This is a genomic window from Conchiformibius kuhniae DSM 17694, assembly GCF_000428785.1.
In the GTDB taxonomy this organism is placed as follows: Bacteria; Pseudomonadota; Gammaproteobacteria; order Burkholderiales; family Neisseriaceae; genus Conchiformibius; species Conchiformibius kuhniae.
The window spans coordinates 1-20,645 of sequence record NZ_AUAP01000023.1 but is presented as its reverse complement, the minus strand read 5'-3'; the positions used below and the strand labels follow the sequence as shown (position 1 = coordinate 20,645).

Here is a 20,645-nt window from a genome sequence, read left to right as displayed (position 1 = left end):
GCACCCTTATGCCGTTTCTGCCAGCAAACGCTCGATGTCGGCAGCCAACTCCTGCGGCTCGGTGCTGGGTGCGTAACGCGCCACCACTTCGCCTTTGCGGTTAATCAAGAACTTGGTGAAATTCCACTTGATGTCGCTGCCCTCGCGCTTCTCGCCCAAAGACGCCAAGCGAATCAGCAAATCCTGAAATTTGGCATTGCCTTCGTCTTCGGGCTTTTGCTGCTTCAAAAACACATAAAGCGGGTGGGCGTTGTCGCCGTTTACCTCGATTTTTTCAAAAATAGTAAATTCCGTGCCGAATTTCATTTGGCACAATTGCGCGTATTCCTTGCCTTCTTCGGGCGCTTGCTCGCGGAACTGGTTGCAGGGGAAATCCAAGATTTCCAAGCCTTGTTCGCGGTATTTGGCATACAAATCCTGCAACTGCCCGTATTGCGGGGTCAGCCCGCAACGGGTGGCGGTATTGACAATCAGCAGCACCTTGCCGCGATAGTCGCTCAAAGCGCGTGCCTGATAGTCCAAAGTATTGACGGTAAAATCATAAACGGAAGACATGGTTGTTCCTTGCGAAAACAGTTGGGGGAAAAAGCAAAACCGCCCTCGTGTGTGTGGCGGGGCGGCTTGGCAAAAACACGGACGTTCAGCCTGTCTGCGCTTACTTGCGCAAACCCAAACGGGTAATCACGTTGCGGTAGGTGTCGGCATCGGTGCGGCGCAGGTAGGCGAGCAGGCGGCGGCGCTGGCTGACCATTTTCAGCAAACCGCGACGGCTGTGCACGTCTTTGGGGTTTGCTTTGAAATGGGGGGTCAAATCATTGATGCGGAAGGTGAGCAGCGCGATTTGCACTTCGGAAGAGCCGGTGTCGCCCTCTTTGCGCTGAAAATCTTTGACAATTTGTGCTTTTTGTTCTACGGTCAGAGCCATAATCAAAATCCTAAATAAAAATCAAGCCTTGCGGCGACAAGTTTGCCGAGCGGGAACGCAAAACCCCTGCAAACTCCTGAACATGCCCCCAATCGAAACTCGGGGACGGCGGGATTATGCCACAATCTGCCGCCCCGATACAGAATTTTTTTGCCGAAATAGCGTATAATCCGACCGATATGGTTTTTAAAGAACGTTTGTTGCCGTGAATGCCTTTGCCCAAGCCCTGTCCGCCGCTTTGGACTATGCCGTTGTCAGCCGTTTGCTGGACGACGGTGCGCCCGTCGGTTTTCTCTACCGCGAAGCCCCCGCTTTCGAACACGACAGCGGCTGGCGTTTTTTTCGCGGCGATGAAAGCGATGAATTTTGCGACAATCCCGACAATTTCGCCACCGTGCCGCTTCAGGACGTGCTGCGCGGCCACCCCGATACCGCCGCGCTGATGGGCGAAGCGGCGGGCGCGTGGGAATGGTGTGAGGACACGCAGGGCTTTGTCGCCGCCGCCGACTGGCAGCCGCAGGATTAGGCATTGTCATCAATTAAACAAAAAACACCGCGCCGTCATGCCCGCGCGGGCGGGACGATGTGTTTGTATGATACTGGTTTTCAGTAAAAAATTTAATTAACGGCACACCCCAAACCCGCCCTGCCGACACAATATTCAACGAAAAATCAATCAAAAAGGAAACCTCATGCGTACTTATGCGCCCGACCACAACGGTCGGGGTTTGAAAATCGGCATCGTCCAAGCCCGCTTTTCCAACGAAATCGGCAGCGCGATGCTTGCCATCGTCCGCCGCCAACTGACGGCACTGGGCGTGGCAGACGACGACATCACCGCCGCCACCGTTCCCGGCGCTTTGGAAGTGCCGTTGGTGCTGCAAAACATGGCGGCTTCCGGGCAGTTTGACGCACTGGTGGCACTGGGCGCGGTGATTCGCGGCGAAACCTACCATTTCGAGCTGGTAGCCAACGAATCGGGCGCGGGCATCACCCGCGTGGGCTTGGACTTCAACATTCCGATTGCCAATGCCATTCTCACCACCGAAAACGATTCGCAAGCCCATTCGCGGGTGCGCGAGAAAGCGGAAGACGCCGCCAAAGCGGTGGTGGAAATGGCAAATTTGCTCAAGCAGTTGAACGCACCCGAACACGAACTTAAGGAATCACGATGAAAATTTCCCCGCGCCGCCGTTCGCGTGAATTTGCGGTACAGGCACTGTACCAAGCCGCCATCAACGACACCGCCGCCCCCGAAATCGCCGCGAACATTCGCGAAAGCCGCAACTTCCATCAGGCAGACGACGAGCTGTTTACGCAGATTTTTTTCGGCGCGAATGCCAAACGCGAGCAATACGCCGAGCTGATTCGTCCGCTCACCGACCGCGACATCCGCCTGATTAACCCGATTGAAAAAAGCGTGCTGCTGATGGCGGCGTACGAACTGCAGGAAATGCCGCAAACGCCCTACCCCGTCATCATCAACGAAGCGATTGAAGTCACCAAAACCTTCGGCGGTACGGAAAGCCACCGTTTCGTAAACGGCATTTTGGACAAACTCGCCGCCAAGCTGCGCCCGCACGAGGGCAAACGCCAAGCGCACTGACAAGGAACACGCCATGTTTCAACACACAAGGCAGCACGCATAAAGCGCAGCCCCATGCCTTGCCCTGATTGGAACGGGCTTGCGCTCCGCCCGAACAAAAGCTGATTTTACCGCCGTAAACGGGGTATCAAACCGAAAAGGAATTTTGATGAACTTGCACGACATCCGCGCCGAATACAGCAAGCAGCAACTCAAACGCAGCCAATGCGCCGAACAGCCTTTGACGCAGTTTGCCCTGTGGCTGGAAGAAGCGTTTGCCGCGCAAGTGAACGAACCCACGGCGATGAACCTTGCCACAGTCGGCGCGGACGGACGCCCCCATGCGCGGGTGGTGCTGCTGAAAGAAGCCAATGACGAGGGCTTTGTGTTTTTCAGCAACTATGCCGGCAGCAAAGGCGAGGATTTGGCACACAATCCGTTTGCGGCACTGACTTTTTTTTGGGCGGAACTGGAACGTCAGGTGCGGGTAACGGGGCGGGTGGAACGCCTGCCCGCCGCGCAATCCGATGCCTACTTCGCCTCACGCCCCTACACCAGCCGCATCGGCGCGTGGGCAAGCGAACAAAGCCGCGTGATTGCGGGCAAGAGCGTATTGCTGGCGCGGGCGGCGAAGTTTGCCGCGCAGTATCCGGCAGACGTACCGCGCCCGCCGCATTGGGGCGGGTATCTGCTGCGCCCCGACATGCTTGAATTTTGGCAGGGACGTCCGAGCCGTTTGCACGACCGCATCCGCTACCGCTCGGACGGCACCGCATGGCACAAAGAACGGCTCGCACCATGAGCACGCCGTTTTTCCACACCGATTGCCCAAGCTGCGGCGCACCGGTGGACGTGGCATCGCCCACCGCCGTTACGGTGGTGTGCGGCTACTGCAACAGCATGCTGGTGCTGCAAGACGGCAGCCTGAACGACACGGGGCGCGATTCCGCCTTGCTGGAAGACGCATCGCCCCTGCAAATCGGCACGACGGGGCGTTTTGCCGCCTTGGGCTTTGCCCTTATCGGGCGCATTCAGGCGCGTTACGATGCGGGCGTGTGGAACGAATGGTATCTGCGTTTTGAAGACGGCAGCAACGGCTGGCTTGCCGAAGCGGGCGACCTGTACGCCCTCACCCGCCGCGTTTCCCCGCCCGAATCCTGCCCCGAATTTTCCCGCATCCGCGCCGGCGAAACCACCCTGCATTACAGCAAAAATTTTGTCGCCAGCGACGTGCGCGACATCACCTTGAGCCACGCCGCCGCACAGGGCGAATTGCCCTTCGTCCTGCCCGAACAATGGCACAACCGCGTGGCGGATTGGCGTTGCGAACAGCATTTTCTCACGCTGGACTACGGCGAAACCCCGCCCGCCGCCTATTTGGGCAGCGTGGTGTCGTTCGAATCGCTGTCTTTGGGCAACCTGCGCGACCGCTTCCAAATCCGCCAAGCGGCAGGACGGCTGCGCGGCGAACGCTGTGCCAACCCCTGCCCCCACTGCGGCGCGCCCGTGCATTGGGCATACGGTTTGACCCGAAAGCTGATTTGCCCCGCCTGCAACAGCGAATTGGACACATCGGGCAAGGACACCGTGCTGATTGCCGCCAACAACATGCGCCAAGCCCAACAAAAAGCACTCACCCTGCCCATCGGCACACAGGGCGTGTGGCGCGGCAAAGCGGTAACGGTGATGGGCGCGGTGCGCTATGAAGAGCTGGACGGCGACGACGCCCGCGCCGCGCTGGAAGGCTATCCGCCCGAAGGCATCGTGCCGCGCGGCTGGTGGTTTGCCTATCTGCTCTACGAACCGGACGGCACACGCTTCCACTGGCTGGTGGAAACCCCCGAAGACGGCTGGTTCGAGTCGGAAACATTGGCGGCGTTTCCGCGCACCGACCCGCACGGCAATCCGCAGGGCAAGCCCCTGCTCTACCGCTACGGCGGGCGCGTGAGCTATGCGGCGGGCGCGTTTTATTGGCAAATCCGCACGGGCGACGTGTCGCTCTACACCGATTATGCGGACGGACGCGCCAAGCTGTGCGCCGAACAAAGCCGCCACGAGCTGGCGTGGAGCCGCAGCACGCCCATTCGGTTTAACCGCGAAATCCTGACCGCGTTTCCGTCTTTGGGCAAACGCGCCGACCAACCCCGCGACCGCCAAAATGCGCCTTCCGACAGGCTGCGCCGTGGCTTGCTCGGTTTTTACGCGCTGATTAACCTGCCCGCTTGGCTGACCCTGCTGGGCAGGGGCGACTTCGGCGGCTTGTTTATGTCTGCGGTGGTCAGCGTGTTCGTGTACCAAGCATTGATGTTCGGGCGCGATGACGCATGAGCAGGACGCGCCGTCCCGCCACCCTGATTTCCCACCCGTGCGGACGAACAATCCGCACCCGTTTGATTTTTTCACACCACCACTCGGAGTAGTTTGACCATGCAATTCACCGTATCCGCACAGTTGCCCGCACAGGCGGCGCAGTTGTTTGTCTGCACCAAAGGCACGGAAAACAAAATCAGCCACGAAACCGCCGCTTTGTTGGCAGCCGCTTTGGGCGAAAACGAATCGTTTGCCGCCGCGCAAGTGCCGTTTGAAGGCAAGTTGGCGCAGTTTGCCGTGTTGCGTTTTGCCGATTTGGACACCGCCACCTTGCAAAAAGCCGCACGCGAAGCCGCCGCTTGGGCGCAAAAACACGCCGCCGTTGCCGTTGATGTGAATATTTTCTGCCACATCGATGCGCCGCGCACCGCCACTGCGCTGATTGCCGCCTTCGGCGAAGCCGCATACCGCTTCGACCGCTTCAAATCGCAGTCCGAACCCGCCAAACTGACGCACGCGGTTTTCGTACACGCACAGCACGGCGAAGCGGTGCAACACGCCATTGATGCTGCCGATGCCCTGTTGTTCGGCACGAATTTCTGCAAAGACTTGGCAAATTGCCCGCCCAATGTCTGCACCCCGACTTATTTGGCGGAAACCGCCGCCGATGCCGCACAAAAACTCGGCGCGTCCGCCACCATTCTCGGCGGCGACTTTATCCGCGACAACATGCCCTCATTTTGGGGCGTGGCAAAAGGCAGCGTGCAAGAACCCAAGCTGCTGGAATTGAGCCATCAGGGCGCGTCCGACCCCGAACAGGCACCGATTGTGCTGGTGGGCAAGGGTTTGACCTTCGACTCGGGCGGCATTTCGCTCAAACCCGGCGAAGGCATGGACGAAATGAAATACGATATGTGCGGCGCGGCAAGCGTGATTGGCGCGTTTCTCACCGCCGTAAAAGCCAAGCTGCCGATTAATTTGAAAGTGGTGGTTGCCACCTGCGAAAACATGCCGGACGGCGGCGCGTCCAAGCCGGGCGACATCGTGAAAACCATGAACGGCACCACCGTAGAAAACCTGAACACCGATGCCGAAGGGCGTTTGGTCTTGTGCGATGCGCTGACCTATGTCGAACGCTTCCGGCCCAAAGCGGTGATTGACGCCGCCACCCTCACCGGCGCGTGCATCATCGCCTTGGGTCATGTGGCAAGCGGGCTGACCGCCAACAATCAGGACTTGGCAGACGCACTGCTCGCCGCCGCCCGCGAAACCAACGACAAAGCATGGCAACTGCCCCTGTTTGACGAATACAAAGAGCAGCTCAAATCCAATTTTGCCGACTTGCAAAACATCGGCGGACGCCCTGCCGGCACGATTACCGCCGCCACCTTCCTTGCCCATTTCGCGCAAAACTACGCTTGGGCGCATCTGGACATCGCCGGCACGGCATGGAAATCAGGCAAAGAAAAAGGCGCGAGCGGACGCCCCGTTGCCCTGCTGGTGCAATACCTGCGTAATCAGGCCGCGCAGCAATAAGCCCGAACGGACGGGTCGAACACCGTTCCATCTGCACAAACACCACAAAATACCAATTATTTTGTGGTGTTTTTTATTATGATAGTGCCGTTTCGGGGCGTGTCATCAATTGACCGAAAAAGCACTGCACCGTCATGCCCGCGCCGGCGGGAATCCAAGCTGAAGCACGAAAAATCCTGATAAAGCATGGCTTTCAGGTCATCTGGCAGTGGATTCCCGCATTCGCGGGAATGACGGCAGCTTTCATATTGCACTGATTTTCAGTATCAAAATTCAAACGATGACACACCTTATGGCGCACCTTCAACGGACGGACGGGAATGTTCTTCGGCTTCGCGCCCGCAATGGAAACAATAGCGGTAAAACGCGCTGTAACGGGTTTGGCAATGTCCGCAATGCTGAAACAGCCTGATGCTGCAATGCGGACAAAAATCCATTTGCGCGTTGGCAAAATCCAAGCTGCGTTCGCAGCCCGGACAAATCTGTTTGCCGATGGCGAGCAAGGCTTGGTCGTAATCGGCGCGGGGACGGCGGTGTTCGGGCGGCAGCGCTTCTTCCGCCTGTTTGCGCTCCAGATAACGCCCCATCGCGATAATCGCGTAACGTCCCGCCAACACCGTCAGCACAATGCCCACCGCATAACGTACATAGCCGCCGTAGCTGGGCAGATACGGCACCAGTTCCACAAAAAACGCAAACAGCGCAAAGCCGATAAATCCCCACACAAACGGCCACCAGCGCGATTGCCGTTGCTTGGCAAACAGCCAGCCCGCCGCCAGCAAAAGCGGCAAAGTCAGTGCCAAACGGTAGAGAAACACGGTCAATTCAATGCGGCGGTCGGCAGCATCTTTCAAAGGCTGCGCCCGTTGTTCCAGCGTTTCTATTTTTTCATTAATCACGGCAATGGCTTGTTCCAAATCAAGCTGTTGTTTTTGCACGCGGTCAATATTTTTTTGCAGGTTTTTTTCCTGTTCGCGCAAGGCGTCCAAACGGCGGGTACGCGCCAGCACTTCGGGGTTTTGCGCGGATTGTTCGGTAACGGTGCGGGTGGCAAGCCAGTTGTTGAGGTTTTTTTGTTCCGCCAATACGTTTTTTTGCTGCTCCGCCAACGCCAATTCGGCTTGTTCCAATTCGCGGGTGAGTGCGGGTTGTTTTTGTTCCAAATCGGTTTTTTGCTTTTCCAAAGGCGCAAGTTCGGCGGCGGGCATGTAGTGGCGCAGGGATTTTTCGGGTTCGGCTTGCGGCAGGTCGCCGACAATTTTTCCGCCCAAGCCGATAAGAAACGAGGCGAAAATCACGGCAATCAGCCACAGTCCGCGCCGGAACCATTTTTCGGTCGGACGGTCGGCGCGGGACGGCGGCGGGGTTTGGCGGATTTTGTAGCTCATGATTTTTTCCTTTCTGTTTAATGATTTGGGTTTCAGGCAGCCTGAACAATCCGCTAGGCTATTCCGTAATCAAACGGATATTCAGGCGGTCGGCAAGGTAACGCGCAAAGGCTTGGGTGTGCCGCACGGTATCCGTGTCCGCTTTGCCGAACGGCGGCGCGGCAGCCATACCCAGCAACTGCGTGCATTTGCCGTTGTCGTGATACAAATTGAAAACGATATACGCATCGCGCTGCAACAAACTACCGAAAATGCTGTATGCCAAACAACAGCTTGAGTTGATTTCAATGGTTTGTGTGTGCTGTTTGTCGCGCTGGCACACGGTTTTGGCGGTGAAATCCACTTGGACGGTGGGGCGGCGGGCGGTGTACAGGCGGTAGCTTATCCATAAGCCGATTACCGACAAGGGCAGCCACCGGACGGATAGAAAAATCCAACCGAACGACAGCATCAGTATCAACACCATTCTCAAATTCTTGAGTGTGGGCGATAAAACGGTTTGATGCGCATTCATGCCCCACAAGCACAGTTCGCACAAAAATTCGCCCGCATGCGCCAAACTGCCAACGGGATAATAGGGCTGCCATTCGCGCCACGATATTTGTCCGGCTTGGCAGGCGAAGGCTTCGGCAAAACTGGCGGCGGTTTGGCGGGAAGTGGTGTCGGTGATGTTCATATCGGTTTTCAGGCAGCCTGCGGCGTGTCCAAAATAATCCCCTGCACCGCCGCTTCGCGCACGGTTTCGGCAAACGCCGCCAAATCGGTATGCTGACGGCTGTACGCCGCCGCTTTCACCAGCATCGGCGCGTTCAGCCCGCACAACACCGCCAGCTTGGGCGGCTGCGGCAGTTTCAGCGCGGCATTGCACGGCGTGGCGCCGAAAATATCGGTCAGCACCAACACGCCGTGTCCTTTGTCTACCTGCGGCAGCACGGCGCGGACGCGGGCGGTGATGCTGTCGTGGTCGTCCTGCACGCCCACATTGACAATGCGGACATGCGTCCAAGTGTCGTGGTCGGGAAAAAAGTGCCGCGCCAAATCCCGATACGCCGCACCCAAAGTTTGATGGGTGATAATCAGTATGCCAATCATGGGTTTGCTTTCTCAAACGGCGCGGTCGGCGTATAAATCCACGCCGTGCGACCGTGCCAGTTGTTCGGTGTAGGCAGACACGGCGGGCGGCAGCACCGCGCCGCGCACCATCGTCAGATTACGCAAAAGTGGGAACACCAAAACGTCTTCCATGCCGAATGCGCGACCGTTCAGGCAGTCTGCGCTGCGGATCAAACCGTCCAAGATTGCCAATTCGCCGTGCAACTGCGCCAAATAGTCGGGCGTGGCGGCAAGGTGTCCGGCAAACGTGCCGATAAAGGCTTCTTTTTTCTCGGTATAGTAGGCAACGGCGGACACGTTGGCAAACTCGGGCAAACCCAGCTTGATGCAGCGCGGCATGCACAGGCGGTTGGCAAGCGGCTGCACGCGCTCAAACCACGCTTGAATGTCGGCGCGGACGGTTTCGTCCAGCGTTTCACCGGCGTGCGCGGCGGCGAAACGGGCGATGTCCAAACTTTCGCCCATGTGCGTGCCGTCCGGTTTTTGCAAAATCGGCACTTGTTTCACGCCAATCAGGGCGGTGGGCGCGGCTTCGTCATCGTTGGCGAAAAACACGGTGTCAAAGTGGTGGCGGTAATGCGCCAGCGCGATGCGGGCGCGAGTGCAGTAGGGGCAGTGGTCGTAGATGTAGAGTTTCATGGGGTTTGCTTTCTGAATCTTCTCCCTCCCCCGTTTACGGGGGAGGGCTGGGGTGGGGGAGGTGCGGTAGAACCAACGTTGCTCCCCCTCCCTAACCCTCCCCCGCAAGCGGAGGAGGGAATGATTGGTTTTTTCAGGCAGCCTGAAAAATCACACGCCTTCCAACAACATGGTGTCAATACAATCGCAAATGGCATGATACAGCAGCAGATGCACTTCCTGAATGCGGGCGGTGCGCGGGTGCGGCACGTTCAGCAAAATATCGCTGTCGCGCAACATGGCGGCGATTGTGCCGCCGTCTTTGCCGGTGAACGCCACCACTTTCATATCGCGCTCGTGGGCGACGCGGACGGCTTCCACCACATTGGCGGAGTTGCCCGAAGTGGAAATCGCCGCCAACACGTCGCCCGTACGACCCAAAGCGCGGACTTGTTTGGCGAAAACCTGTTCAAAACCGTAATCGTTGCCGATGGCGGTGAGCGCGGAGGTGTCGGTGGTGAGCGCGAGTGCCGCCAATTCCATGCGCTCTCGTTCAAAACGGCCGGTCATTTCGGCGGCGAAATGTTGCGCGTCCGCCGCCGAGCCGCCGTTGCCGCACAGCAGGATTTTGCCGTCTTCGCTCAAGGCACGGAACATCAGCAGGGCGGCTTCGGCGGCGGCTTCCGACAGCAAATCCGCCGCCTGCCGTTTGGCGGCGATGCTTTCGGCAAAGTGGTTTTGAACGCGTTGGTGCAGGGTGGTCATGGTGTTATCCTGTAATGTTTTGAATCCAAACGGGGGCGTTGCCGCCCTCAATCAGCACCGCGTCCACGCGGCAGGGCGCATCGGGGCGGGAATGCTGTTGCAAATACAATTCGGCGGCGGTGAGCAGCTTGGCGAGTTTGGCGGGGGTAATGCTGCAGGCCGCGCCGCCGAAAGACGGTTTTTGGCGGAATTTCACTTCCACAAACAATAATGTGCCGCCGTGTTCGGCGATGATGTCAATCTCACCGTAACGGCAATGCCAGTTGCGCCCGATAACGGTGCAGCCCTGCGCCTGCAAAAAAGCGCAAGCGGCGGTTTCGGCGGCGTGTCCGCGCGTGCGGCTCATGTTTTGGCGGCACGGGCAGCGTGCTGCTCGGCGGCGGTGAGGGCGACTTTGTCGCGCACATACAGCAGCGAAGCGGCGGCGGCATCGGTGGCGGGGTAACGCCCCGTGTCTGCCAGTTCGAGCAAATCCACCGCCGTGGGCATCGCCACAATGCCTTCAAACGGCGGCGGGCTGTCGCTTTCAAAGGCATCGCCCACCGCGCTGATGTCGTCCCACACCGCATCATCGGGCGCGGCAATCACCGCCGCTTCGCCAACGCGGTAGGCGCTCAGGCGCACATGGTTTACCGTGTCGAACCATGCGTAAAACACTTCGTCCATCCGCGCATCGGTCGCCGCCAGCACAAAGGGCGACGGCGGCAGCAGATACGCCACCGCGTCCAAAGACGGAATGCCGATAAGCGGCGTGCCGAAAGGCGCCGCCAAGCCCTGCGCCGTACCGATGCCGATACGCAGTCCGGTAAACGCGCCGGGCCCCTGCGCGTACACCACCGCGCCCAAATCCGCCGCCTGCACGCCCAAATCGTCAAACAATTCGCGAATGCGCGGCAAAATCAGTTCGGCATGACGGTTGCCCGCTTCACCGTGGCGGGTACGGATAACACCGTTGGCGCGCAAAGCAAGGGAAAGATAATTCGTGCCGGTATCGATGGCCAGCACCGGTCGGGAAAGGTCGGGAAGTATCATCGTTCAGTCCACAAAAAAGTTTGGCAAAACAGTAATCATTATAACACGCTGCCCCCAAAATATCGGTACGCGCCCCGCATGCGCCAAACAAGTAAAGATAGGCAAATATTCTTTATTTATCGTATAATATGCGGCATTTCTCTGTGAGTTGAACCCGAATTTGAAGGATGAGTTTGATATGACTACGGAAAAACACGCCAAAACCCCCGCACCCGCCGGGCAGGACAAAACCGCCCGCGTCGGCATGTGGGTCAGCCTGTCGGCTGCCGCCGTTGCCACAGTCGGCATTTTGATTTTGGCGTTTTACACCCATCATCAAGACCAGCAATCTTTGGTGGTTGCCGAGCCCGTGCCTGCCGCCGCATCCGAAGCCGCACCCAGCGTGATTCCCGTCAGCGAAGCGCAAGCCGCCAGCATCGCCGCCGCCACTTCGGACGAACAAAGCAAAGGCATGACCGCGCCTTCCGATGTGGAAACCGTTGTCGCGCCCGAAACCGCCCCCGCTTCCGCCATTGCGTCCGCACCTGCCGCCCCCCTTGCCGCCGACCCCGCCCAAGCCATCTTGGCAAACGAACACGCCGTCCGTGCGGAAACCCAAGTGGTCGCCACCGGCAACAGCGTGCAGTTTTATTTTGCCAAGGGCAAAGCCGACATGGCAGCCAACACCCTGACCGTGCTGCAAGCCGTGGTTGAAGGCGTCAAAGCCGGCAAAAAAGCCGTCATCGTCAGCTATGCCGACGACGAATCCAACGCCAACCTCACCAAAGAACGCGCTTCCGCCGTCCGCACCGTCCTGCTGGCTGCCGGCGTGCCCGAAAGCAGCATCGAAATCAAAGACCCCGTTACTGCCGCCGACCGCGACGGCCGCCGCGTGGAAGTCGTATTGCAATAAACCCGACCACCCCGACACGACAGGCTGCCGAAATGCTTCGGCAGCTTTTTGACCGTGCCGCCCGTTGATATTCAGGAAACCGCCATGCTCAACAAAACCGCCCTTTTCGGCATACTTTCCGCCCTGCTGCTGGGCGCCTGCTCCGAGCCGCAGCAAAGCGCCCCCGCCGCTTCCGCCGCCCACAGCCCCAACACCGACAAAACCTACATCGTTGCCACCGATGCCTCCTACGCACCGATGGAATACATGGAAAACGACCAAGTGGTCGGCTTTTCCCGCGACATTCTCGATGCTGCCGCCAAAAGCCAAAACCTGAAACTGGACTTCGTCAATGCCCCGTTTGAAGGACTGTTTGCCAACGTCAACAAAGGCGACAGCGACATCGCCCTTGCCAGCATCACCATCACAGACGAGCGCAAGCAGCAACTCGACTTTTCCGAGCCGTATTTTGAAGCCACCCAAATGATTGTGTTCAACGAAGGCGCGGGCAAAAACATCCAATCCTTTGCCGACCTGAAAACCCGCAGCGTATCGGTGCAGGCAGCCACATCGGGCGACCTGATTATGCAGGATTTGCAAGGCAAGCAAAGCACCCAAATCAAACGTTTTGAAAACATGCCTTTGGCATTTAAAGAGCTGCAAACGGGCGGCGCAGATGCCGTTGTGGGCGACAGCAGCGTGGTCGAACACTACGTTCAGCAAAACCCCGATGCCAAACTCGCCACCGTCATCGACCCGTCTTTTGTGAAAGAACAATACGGCTTTGCCTTCCGCAAAGGGCGCGACGACGGCTTGCGCGAAGCAGTCAATAAAGGCTTGGCGCACATCCGTAACGACGGCACATACGCGCAAATTCATGCCAAATGGTTCGGCAACAAACAAGACGGCGCGTCTGCTCCCGCTTCGGCGGCATCGCAATAATCACCACACCACCCGACACCGGCAGGACGCGGCGCGTCCTGCTTTTTTAATGGCAAAACGGCTCGCGAAAATGCGCCCACACCGGTTCGCAAAGCGGCGGCAACTCGGGACACGCGCCCAAAATGCCCCCATACGCACCCTCGCGGTGAAAATCGCTGCCCGCACTCGCCCACAAATCAAAGCGTTCCGCCATCAGCGCGTAATTCAAACGGTCGCCCAAGCTGCAACTGCCGCTATGCACCTCCACCGCCCGTCCGCCCGCTTCGCGGAACTCCGTCAGCAACGCCCGCCGCGCCGTTGCCGACAAATCATAACGCATCGGGTGCGCCACCACCGCAATCCCGCCCGCGCCGGTAATCGCGTTTACCGCCGCCTCCAAATCCGCCCAACGGTGCGGCACGCAAGCGCACTTGCCCTCGCCCAAATATTTGGTAAACGCCTGTTGTTTGTTGCGGACAATACCCTGTTGCAACAAAAATTCCGCCAAATGCGTGCGCGACACCATTTCGGGGTTCGCCGCCGCCAACACCATTGCGCCGTCAAACGCGCCTTCAATGCCTTTTTTCGCCAATTTTTCCGACATTTGCCGCAAACGCTCAATGCGTCCGCCACGCACTTTTGCCAACAGCGTTTGCAACGCGGCATCGTGTTCGTCAAAATCCAAGCCGACAATGTGTACCGTGCCGCCGCGCCACGTTACCGAAATTTCCACGCCGCTAATCAAACGGATACCGTGCAAAACGGCTTCGGCACGGGCTTCGGCGATGCCGCCCGTGTGGTCGTGGTCGGTGAGCGCGAGCAGACGGCAGCCGTTTTGCGCGGCAAGGCGCACCACTTCACGCGGCGGCAACGCGCCGTCCGACACCGTAGAATGGCAATGCAAATCAATCATATAAAAACCATATTCCACAAAAAGGGCAGACCCGTTCCCGCCCGATACGCGATTGTACCACCGGCGCGCAGAAAAAATTGCCCGTTCCCACTTGAAAAGCACGCAGCACCCCCTATCTTGCTGCCATCGGACGCGGAAAGCAGCAATGCCCCCGTCCAAACATGATTTTTTATTTTAATTTTCAGGAGTGAAACCATTATGGCAAAAGTTATCGGCATCGATTTGGGTACCACCAACTCATGCGTCGCCGTTTCCGAAAACGGTCAAACCAAAGTGATTGAAAACGCCGAAGGCGCGCGCACCACGCCTTCCGTCATCGCCTACTTGGACGGCGGCGAAATTCTGGTGGGCGCACCCGCCAAACGCCAGGCCGTTACCAACGCGAAAAACACCATTTACGCCGCCAAGCGTTTGATTGGTCATAAATTCTCCGACCAAGAAGTGCAGCGCGACATTGAAACCATGCCCTTTGACATCATTCAGTCCGCCAACGGCGACGCATGGGTAAAAGCGCAGGGCAAAGAACTTTCCCCGCCGCAGATTTCCGCCGAAGTGCTGCGCAAAATGAAAGAAGCCGCCGAAAGCTATTTGGGCGAAAAAATCAGCGAAGCGGTGATTACCGTTCCCGCCTACTTTAACGACAGCCAACGCCAAGCCACCAAAGACGCCGGACGCATCGCCGGTTTGGACGTGAAACGCATCATCAACGAGCCGACCGCCGCCGCTTTGGCGTTCGGCATGGACAAAGTAACGGGCGGCAGCGACCGCAAAATTGCCGTGTACGACTTGGGCGGCGGCACGTTTGACATTTCCATCATTGAAATTGCCGATGTGGACGGCGACAAACAGTTTGAAGTATTGGCCACCAACGGCGACACTTTCTTGGGCGGCGAAGACTTTGACCAGCGCGTGATTGACCACATCATTGCCGAGTTCAAAAAAGAACAAGGCATTGATTTGAAAAATGACGTAATGGCCTTGCAACGCCTGAAAGAAGCGGCGGAAAAAGCCAAAATCGAGTTGTCCAGCAGCCAGCAGACCGAAATCAATCTGCCTTACATCACGATGGACGCGACCGGCCCCAAACACTTGGCGATGAAAATCACCCGCGCCAAATTTGAGGCTTTGGTGGAAGATTTGGTATTGCGTTCCATCGAGCCTTGCCGCATCGCGCTGAAAGACGCGGGCTTGAGTCCGTCCGACATCGATGATGTGATTTTGGTGGGCGGTCAAACCCGTATGCCGAAAGTGCAGGAAGCGGTTAAAGATTTCTTCGGCAAAGAACCGCGCAAAGACGTGAACCCCGATGAAGCGGTGGCCGTAGGTGCGGCGATTCAGGGCGAAGTATTGGGCGGCGGCCGCAACGACGTGTTGCTGCTGGACGTTACCCCGCTTTCGCTGGGCATTGAAACCATGGGCGGCGTGATGACCAAGCTCATCAACAAAAACACCACCATTCCCACCAAAGCGCACCAAGTGTTCTCCACCGCCGAAAACAACCAAAGCGCGGTTACCATTCACGTTTTGCAGGGCGAGCGCGAGCGTGCGGCGGCAAACAAATCCTTGGGACAATTCAATTTGGGCGACATTCCGCCCGCACCGCGCGGCGTACCGCAAATTGAAGTAACCTTCGACATTGACGCCAACGGCATTTTGCACGTTTCCGCCAAAGACAAAGGCACGGGCAAAGCCGCCAACATCACCATTCAGGGTTCTTCCGGTTTGAGCGAGGAGGAAATCGAGCGCATGGTGAAAGACGCGGAAGCCAATGCCGAAGAAGACAAAAAACTGGTGGAGCTGGTATTCAGCCGCAACCAAGCGGAAATGCTGATTCACTCCGTGAAAAAATCTTTGGAAGAACACGGCGACAAACTCGAAGCCGGTGAAAAAACCGCCATCGAAGAAGCCGTCCGCGAAACCGAAGAAGCCGTCAAAGGCGACGACAAAGCCGACATCGATGCCAAAGCCGAAAACTTGGGCAAAGTCAGCCAAAAACTCGGCGAAATGGTGTATGCCAAAATGCAGGCGGAAGCTGCCGAAGACGAAGGCGGCGCACCCAAAGCCAAAGCCCAAGACGATGTGGTTGATGCCGAATTTCAAGAAGTGAAAGACAAAAAAGACTAAGCCCATCATCACGCAACGCCCCGAATCCGGCACGGTTCGGGGCGTTTTTTCAAGTACGGACACCATACGCACACGCAAATATGTTACCATTCGGATTGTTTTTCCCCTTATTTACCCCGTGTCCCGCAGCGTGTGAACCATGTCGTTTTTATCCATCGAATTTGCCGTATTTTTCTTGAGCCTGTTTCCGGTGTACTGGGCATTGGCAGAACACCCGCGCATGCAGAATCTGCTGCTGCTGCTGGTGGGTTTGGGGTGCTTGGGCGCGGTCAATCCCCTGTTTGCGCTGGCAGTGGTGCTGTTTGCATCGGCAATTTATCTGGTCTCGGAAAAAATGGCGGCAACGGGCGACGTGCTGCAACGCAAATATTGGCTGCGCGTGGGCATTGTTTTGGCACTGGTCAATCTGTGCTTTTTCAAATATTTTGATTTTTTCCGCCCGCAATTGCGCGAATGGTTCGGCGCGGGCGTGATTGACATTCTGATGCCTTTGGGCATTTCGTATTACACCTTTCAGGCAATCGCCTACCTGACGGCGGCGGAAAAACGCCCCGAGCTGCGCCTGAAATGGCAGGAATTATTGTTTCATTTCAGCTTTTTCCCCACCATTACCGCCGGGCCGATTATCCGTGCGGACGATTTCAAAACGGTGGACGGCATTCAAACCGGTTTTGCCGCACAAATCCGCAGCCCGCAACGCACCGTGATTAAGCCCGCTTTGGCAATCAGCCTGATTTTGCTGGGGCTGACCAAAAAATGGTGGCTGGCCGGCACGCTCAACGAAGGCTGGGTCAAGCCCGTGTTTGCCAACCCTTTGCAATACGATTCGCTGGCGGTACTCACCGCCGTGTACGGCTACACCGTGCAGCTTTTTTTGGACTTTTCCGGCTACACCGATTTGGTCATCGGCATGGCGATGCTGCTGGGCTTCCGTCTGCCGCAAAACTTCCGCATGCCTTTGCACGCTGCCAACATCCGCAGCTTTTGGGAGCGTTGGCACATCACCCTGTCCACATGGATTCGCGATTATATTTATATCCCTTTGGGCGGCAGCCGCATCAATTTCACCCGCACCCAAATCAACGTAATGGCGGCGATGGTGCTGTCGGGCATTTGGCACGGCTACGGCTGGAATTTTCTGCTGTGGGGCTTTTTGCACGGACTGGCACTGGTGGCGCTGAACATCGGCGACCGCCGTTTCGGGCGCGAAGCCCTTGCCCAAGCCTTTCCTTGGGGGCGCGCGCTGGGCATTTTGACCACCGTCCATTTCGTCTGCTTCACATTTGTGATTTTTGCCACGCCGTCATTGGGCGATGCGGGCTTGGTGTTCAAAGCACTGTTTGGCGGCGGACGCGGCTGGCACATGCCCGATTTGGGCGTGTTGGCGATGCTGGCACTGATGCTCGCCGCCCTGCTGTTCTACCGCAAACTGGTGTGGCTGTTCCGCCGCTATGTGCGGCTGCTGGCGCGGCTGCCGTTTTGGGCGTGGCCGCTTCCCGTGTCTGCCGTACTGTTTTTTCTGATGATTGTCGCCCCTTCGGGCATTCCGGGGTTTATTTATGCTAACTTCTGATGCCAACAACCGTGCCAAAACCGTGCGTTTTCCCGCCAAACAGGGGCGCAACAAACGCCATTCCTTTGTCAAACGCCTGTTGTGGCTGTATTTCGTGCTGATGAGCGTGGCGTGGCTGACCATTTGGTTCAGTCAAAAATCCATCAGCGCCTATTGGGCGCAAACCTACCACCGCAGCAGCCCCTTTGAGGCTTTGGACGAATTGCCGTTTTGGCGGGCGGGCGGGCAGTTGCGGCAGGGGCTGGACGATGCCTACGCCCGCGCGCAAAACGCCTTTGACGAACGCAATGCGCTGTGGACGGCGCAATGGAAGCCCGAGCCCAAAGCACCGGTGCAGCACGCCGCCAAAGCGAAAAAGCCCGCCAAGCCCGTTGTGGACAAGCTCTATCCGAACAACCAAACCGCCGAAGCCGTGCCGCAGCAGCCTGCTGCATCTGCGCCCGCCGCGCCCGTCCAAAAAAACACCGTTTTGCTGGCACCGGGCAACACGGTGTTGTTTGCCGGCGATTCGATGATTCAGGGCGTGGCGCCGCACCTGCAAAAAAAACTGAAAAGCCAATACCAAATCGATTCGCTGAATTTGAGCAAACAAAGCACGGGTTTGGCGTATCCCAAATTTTTCGACTGGCCCGCCACCATCGAGCAGCATTTGGCACAGGACGACAGCATCAAGCTGCTGGTGGTGCTGCTCGGGGCAAACGACCCTTGGGATTTCCCCCGTCCCGACAATCCCGCCGCGCCGTATTTGAAATTTGAAACGCCCGAGTGGGAAGCGGAATACGCGGCGCGGGTGGCACGGATTGCGGCGGCGGCAGACAAAGCCGGTGCCAAAATCATTTGGCTGGGCGTGCCGAACATGAAGCGCGAAAAGCTCGACAAACAAATGGTTTATGTAAACGGCGTGCTGGCACGGGCGTTGAAAGACAAATACCCGCACGTTTTGTGGCTGGAAACCGCCGATTGGCTCAGCGACAATACGGGGCAGTATCAGGATTCGATTACGGTGGAAGGCGAAGCCGTGCGCGTGCGCAGCAAAGACGGGATTCATTTCACCACACAGGGCCAGCAGTTGGTTGCCGATTTTATCGAGCGTCATTTGGCGTTCCAGCAATAATCTGCCGTTCTTTTTTCCGACACAACCGCGCCGACTGATGCGTTTTTCAGACGGCGCGGTGTTTTTCGTGGGGGAAAAGGTGCGGGGTCAAACGGCTTGTCGTACAATATCAACTTTGTTTTTTATGGGATTTTTGATATGACGACAATAAAATCGGGCAAATTGCGCCTGCTTGCGCTGCTGCTGGCAGGAGCGTTGTCGGGGACGGCGGCACTGGCGCAAACGCCTGTTGCCAAGCTGCACAATTATGCCGGTGAAGACGCTTCCGATGCGTGGCAGCAGAAACTGCGTCTGCTCAATGAGGGCGGCGACACGGTGTTCCGCGTGGTGCAATTGGGCGATTCGCACACGGCGGGCGCGTTTTTTACCGATGAGCTGCGCCGCCGTTTGCAGCAGCGTTGGGGCGACGGCGGCATCGGTTGGGTGTTTCCGCAGCAGCCCAAAGGGCAGCGCGATACGCAAATCCGTTATCGCGGCGGCTGGCTGGGGCTGAATGCCCGCAAAGACCGTGCCGATTTTCCTTTGGGCGGGGTGCTGGCGCGTTCGCAAGCGGGGCAAACCTTGTCGCTGCACCCCGCCGAAACCGTCATTTCCCCGCAACGCATCACCTTTGCCATGCGCCCCGTGTCGGGCGGGGGGGCGTTGTCGGTGCGGGACGGGGACGACAACATCACCGCCGCCTACGGTTTGCACGGCAAAGTATGGCAGTATTTTGCCCTTGATGCGGTGCTGCCCGTGCATTTTGCCACGCAAAACGGCGATGTGTGGGAAATCGGCGCGGTGGGCATCGAAAACGGCAAGCGTGGTGCGGTGGTGTCGGCTTTGGGGCTGAACGGCGCACAATTCGGGCAATGGTCGGCGTGGCGGCAGGACTGGGGCGCGGATTTGGCGGAAACCCGTGCCGATTTGGTGATTTTGGCATACGGTACCAACGAAGCGTTTAATGCCGCTTTCGACCCCGCCGCCGCCGAAAAACAATGGCGCGACACCGTGCGCCGCATCCGCACCGCCCTGCCCGAAGCCGCCATTTTGATGGTTGGTGCGCCCGAATCGCTGAAAAGCAGACAGGGCAAATGCGGTGTGCGTCCGCCCAAGCTCGATGCCGTACAAATGATGCAGCAACGCGTTGCCGAAAACGAAGGTTTGCTGTATTGGTCTTGGCAACAGGCGATGGGCGGCGCGTGCAGCATGAACGATTGGGTGAAACAAGGCTTGGCGGCGAAAGACGGCGTGCATTTCAGTGCCGAAGGCTACCGCCGCGCCGCCGCCGTGCTGGCAAACGCGCTGATGGGTTTGGCGGAATAGCACACCAAGCATAACCCCACGCACAACAAACCGATGCCGCCGCATCGGTTTGTTGTTTGGGGTGCGTCATCAAGCACCGTCATGCCCGCACCGGCGGGAATCCAAAACAAATTTCAAAAAGCATTGATAAAGCATCGCTTGCCAAACATCGCGCAACGGATTCCCGCATTCACGGCAATAGCAGTATTTTGCATTGCATTATAGTTGATAAAAATAAAAACGAGACAAGGCGACAACGCCCGCCGTGTACGGGCAGTACATAAGGGCGTTGGCAACGCCGTATCGTTGCGATTTTAATCAACTATAGTTTTCAGCCGGAAATGCAATTGATGACACACCCTGCGTTTCAGTCCGCCCCGTCCAAAGCCTGTTTCAAACCGCGCACCAATTCGGCAACGGCTTCGTTTTCGCGCCCGCGCTGCTGCTCGATTTCGCGGACGATGCGGCTGCCGACAATCACCGCGTCCGCCACCGCGCCGATGCGTTTGGCGTCTTCCGCATCGGCGATGCCGAAGCCCACACCGATGGGAATCGTGAAATGTTTACGCAAAA

Annotated in this window: 23 protein-coding genes; 12 read left to right on the top strand and 11 right to left on the bottom strand. The window is 57.8% G+C overall.

Features of this window, described 5'->3' with window-relative positions:
• Positions 1-6: 6 nt before the first annotated feature.
• Positions 7-555, bottom strand: a complete 549-nt coding sequence (locus G392_RS0107670; RefSeq protein ID WP_027009780.1) for a glutathione peroxidase — start codon at positions 553-555, stop codon at positions 7-9.
• Positions 556-655: 100 nt separating this feature from the next.
• Entirely contained in the window at positions 656-925 is a 270-nt protein-coding gene (gene rpsO / locus G392_RS0107665) for a 30S ribosomal protein S15 (protein WP_027009779.1), read from the bottom strand.
• A 205-nt stretch (positions 926-1,130) separates the two neighbouring features.
• Between rpsO and G392_RS0107660 the strand changes: the two genes are divergently transcribed.
• The 6 genes from G392_RS0107660 to G392_RS0107635 all read left to right on the top strand — a co-directional run bounded on the left by G392_RS0107660 (position 1,131) and on the right by G392_RS0107635 (position 6,356).
• Positions 1,131-1,451 (top strand): DUF2185 domain-containing protein, encoded by a 321-nt coding sequence (locus G392_RS0107660; RefSeq protein ID WP_027009778.1) that lies wholly within the window; start codon positions 1,131-1,133, stop codon positions 1,449-1,451.
• A 166-nt stretch (positions 1,452-1,617) separates the two neighbouring features.
• Positions 1,618-2,100, top strand: coding sequence for a 6,7-dimethyl-8-ribityllumazine synthase (ribH, locus tag G392_RS0107655; protein WP_027009777.1), 483 nt, complete (start codon positions 1,618-1,620; stop codon positions 2,098-2,100).
• The gene (gene nusB / locus G392_RS0107650) at positions 2,097-2,531 is read left to right on the top strand and encodes a transcription antitermination factor NusB (protein WP_027009776.1); all 435 of its coding nucleotides are present in this window, start codon (positions 2,097-2,099) and stop codon (positions 2,529-2,531) included. The genes ribH and nusB overlap by 4 nt, the downstream gene beginning before the upstream one ends.
• A gap of 148 nt (positions 2,532-2,679) precedes the next feature.
• Positions 2,680-3,312, top strand: a complete 633-nt coding sequence (pdxH, locus tag G392_RS0107645; protein WP_027009775.1) for a pyridoxamine 5'-phosphate oxidase — start codon at positions 2,680-2,682, stop codon at positions 3,310-3,312.
• Positions 3,309-4,838, top strand: coding sequence for a DUF4178 domain-containing protein (locus G392_RS0107640; protein ID WP_034334757.1), 1,530 nt, complete (start codon positions 3,309-3,311; stop codon positions 4,836-4,838). The genes pdxH and G392_RS0107640 overlap by 4 nt, the downstream gene beginning before the upstream one ends.
• A 99-nt stretch (positions 4,839-4,937) precedes the next feature.
• Positions 4,938-6,356 (top strand): leucyl aminopeptidase, encoded by a 1,419-nt coding sequence (locus G392_RS0107635; RefSeq protein WP_027009773.1) that lies wholly within the window; start codon positions 4,938-4,940, stop codon positions 6,354-6,356.
• Between the two features lie 290 nt (positions 6,357-6,646).
• On the opposite strand, the gene G392_RS0107625 is transcribed toward G392_RS0107635, so the two are convergent.
• From G392_RS0107625 to tsaB, 7 genes are all read right to left on the bottom strand, one after another.
• Positions 6,647-7,744, bottom strand: coding sequence for a zinc ribbon domain-containing protein (locus G392_RS0107625; protein WP_051255638.1), 1,098 nt, complete (start codon positions 7,742-7,744; stop codon positions 6,647-6,649).
• Between the two features lie 58 nt (positions 7,745-7,802).
• The gene (locus tag G392_RS0107620) at positions 7,803-8,420 is read right to left on the bottom strand and encodes a hypothetical protein (RefSeq protein ID WP_027009771.1); all 618 of its coding nucleotides are present in this window, start codon (positions 8,418-8,420) and stop codon (positions 7,803-7,805) included.
• Between the two features lie 8 nt (positions 8,421-8,428).
• On the bottom strand, positions 8,429-8,836 hold the full coding sequence (locus G392_RS0107615) for a PTS sugar transporter subunit IIA (RefSeq protein ID WP_027009770.1): 408 nt from the start codon (positions 8,834-8,836) through the stop codon (positions 8,429-8,431).
• Between the two features lie 12 nt (positions 8,837-8,848).
• Entirely contained in the window at positions 8,849-9,496 is a 648-nt protein-coding gene (gene grxB / locus G392_RS0107610) for a glutaredoxin 2 (RefSeq protein ID WP_027009769.1), read from the bottom strand.
• 150 nt (positions 9,497-9,646) lie between these two features.
• On the bottom strand, positions 9,647-10,240 hold the full coding sequence (locus tag G392_RS0107605) for a phosphoheptose isomerase (protein ID WP_027009768.1): 594 nt from the start codon (positions 10,238-10,240) through the stop codon (positions 9,647-9,649).
• 4 nt (positions 10,241-10,244) lie between these two features.
• Positions 10,245-10,586, bottom strand: coding sequence for a YraN family protein (locus tag G392_RS0107600; protein WP_027009767.1), 342 nt, complete (start codon positions 10,584-10,586; stop codon positions 10,245-10,247).
• Entirely contained in the window at positions 10,583-11,269 is a 687-nt protein-coding gene (gene tsaB, locus G392_RS0107595) for a tRNA (adenosine(37)-N6)-threonylcarbamoyltransferase complex dimerization subunit type 1 TsaB (protein WP_027009766.1), read from the bottom strand. Before tsaB ends, G392_RS0107600 begins: the two co-directional genes overlap by 4 nt.
• Before the next feature lie 181 nt (positions 11,270-11,450).
• On the opposite strand from tsaB, the gene G392_RS13070 reads away from it, so the two are divergent.
• The gene (locus tag G392_RS13070; RefSeq protein ID WP_051255637.1) at positions 11,451-12,164 is read left to right on the top strand and encodes an OmpA family protein; all 714 of its coding nucleotides are present in this window, start codon (positions 11,451-11,453) and stop codon (positions 12,162-12,164) included.
• A gap of 84 nt (positions 12,165-12,248) precedes the next feature.
• Entirely contained in the window at positions 12,249-13,085 is an 837-nt protein-coding gene (locus G392_RS0107585; RefSeq protein ID WP_027009765.1) for a basic amino acid ABC transporter substrate-binding protein, read from the top strand.
• 46 nt (positions 13,086-13,131) lie between these two features.
• On the opposite strand, the gene G392_RS0107580 is transcribed toward G392_RS0107585, so the two are convergent.
• Positions 13,132-13,977, bottom strand: a complete 846-nt coding sequence (locus G392_RS0107580; protein ID WP_027009764.1) for a PHP domain-containing protein — start codon at positions 13,975-13,977, stop codon at positions 13,132-13,134.
• 198 nt (positions 13,978-14,175) lie between these two features.
• On the opposite strand from G392_RS0107580, the gene dnaK reads away from it, so the two are divergent.
• The 4 genes from dnaK to G392_RS12450 all read left to right on the top strand — a co-directional run bounded on the left by dnaK (position 14,176) and on the right by G392_RS12450 (position 20,093).
• Positions 14,176-16,101, top strand: a complete 1,926-nt coding sequence (gene dnaK, locus G392_RS0107575) for a molecular chaperone DnaK (protein ID WP_027009763.1) — start codon at positions 14,176-14,178, stop codon at positions 16,099-16,101.
• Between the two features lie 139 nt (positions 16,102-16,240).
• Positions 16,241-17,674 carry an MBOAT family O-acyltransferase gene (locus G392_RS0107570; protein WP_027009762.1) on the top strand — a complete coding sequence of 478 codons (1,434 nt, stop codon included), beginning with the start codon at positions 16,241-16,243 and terminating at the stop codon, positions 17,672-17,674.
• Positions 17,661-18,788, top strand: coding sequence for an SGNH/GDSL hydrolase family protein (locus G392_RS0107565; protein ID WP_051255636.1), 1,128 nt, complete (start codon positions 17,661-17,663; stop codon positions 18,786-18,788). The genes G392_RS0107570 and G392_RS0107565 overlap by 14 nt, the downstream gene beginning before the upstream one ends.
• Positions 18,789-18,926: 138 nt before the next feature.
• Positions 18,927-20,093 carry an SGNH/GDSL hydrolase family protein gene (locus G392_RS12450; RefSeq protein ID WP_034334752.1) on the top strand — a complete coding sequence of 389 codons (1,167 nt, stop codon included), beginning with the start codon at positions 18,927-18,929 and terminating at the stop codon, positions 20,091-20,093.
• 346 nt (positions 20,094-20,439) lie between these two features.
• On the opposite strand, the gene G392_RS12445 is transcribed toward G392_RS12450, so the two are convergent.
• Positions 20,440-20,645: tryptophan synthase subunit alpha (locus G392_RS12445; protein WP_034334750.1), on the bottom strand; the 206-nt coding region annotated here is incomplete at its 5' end.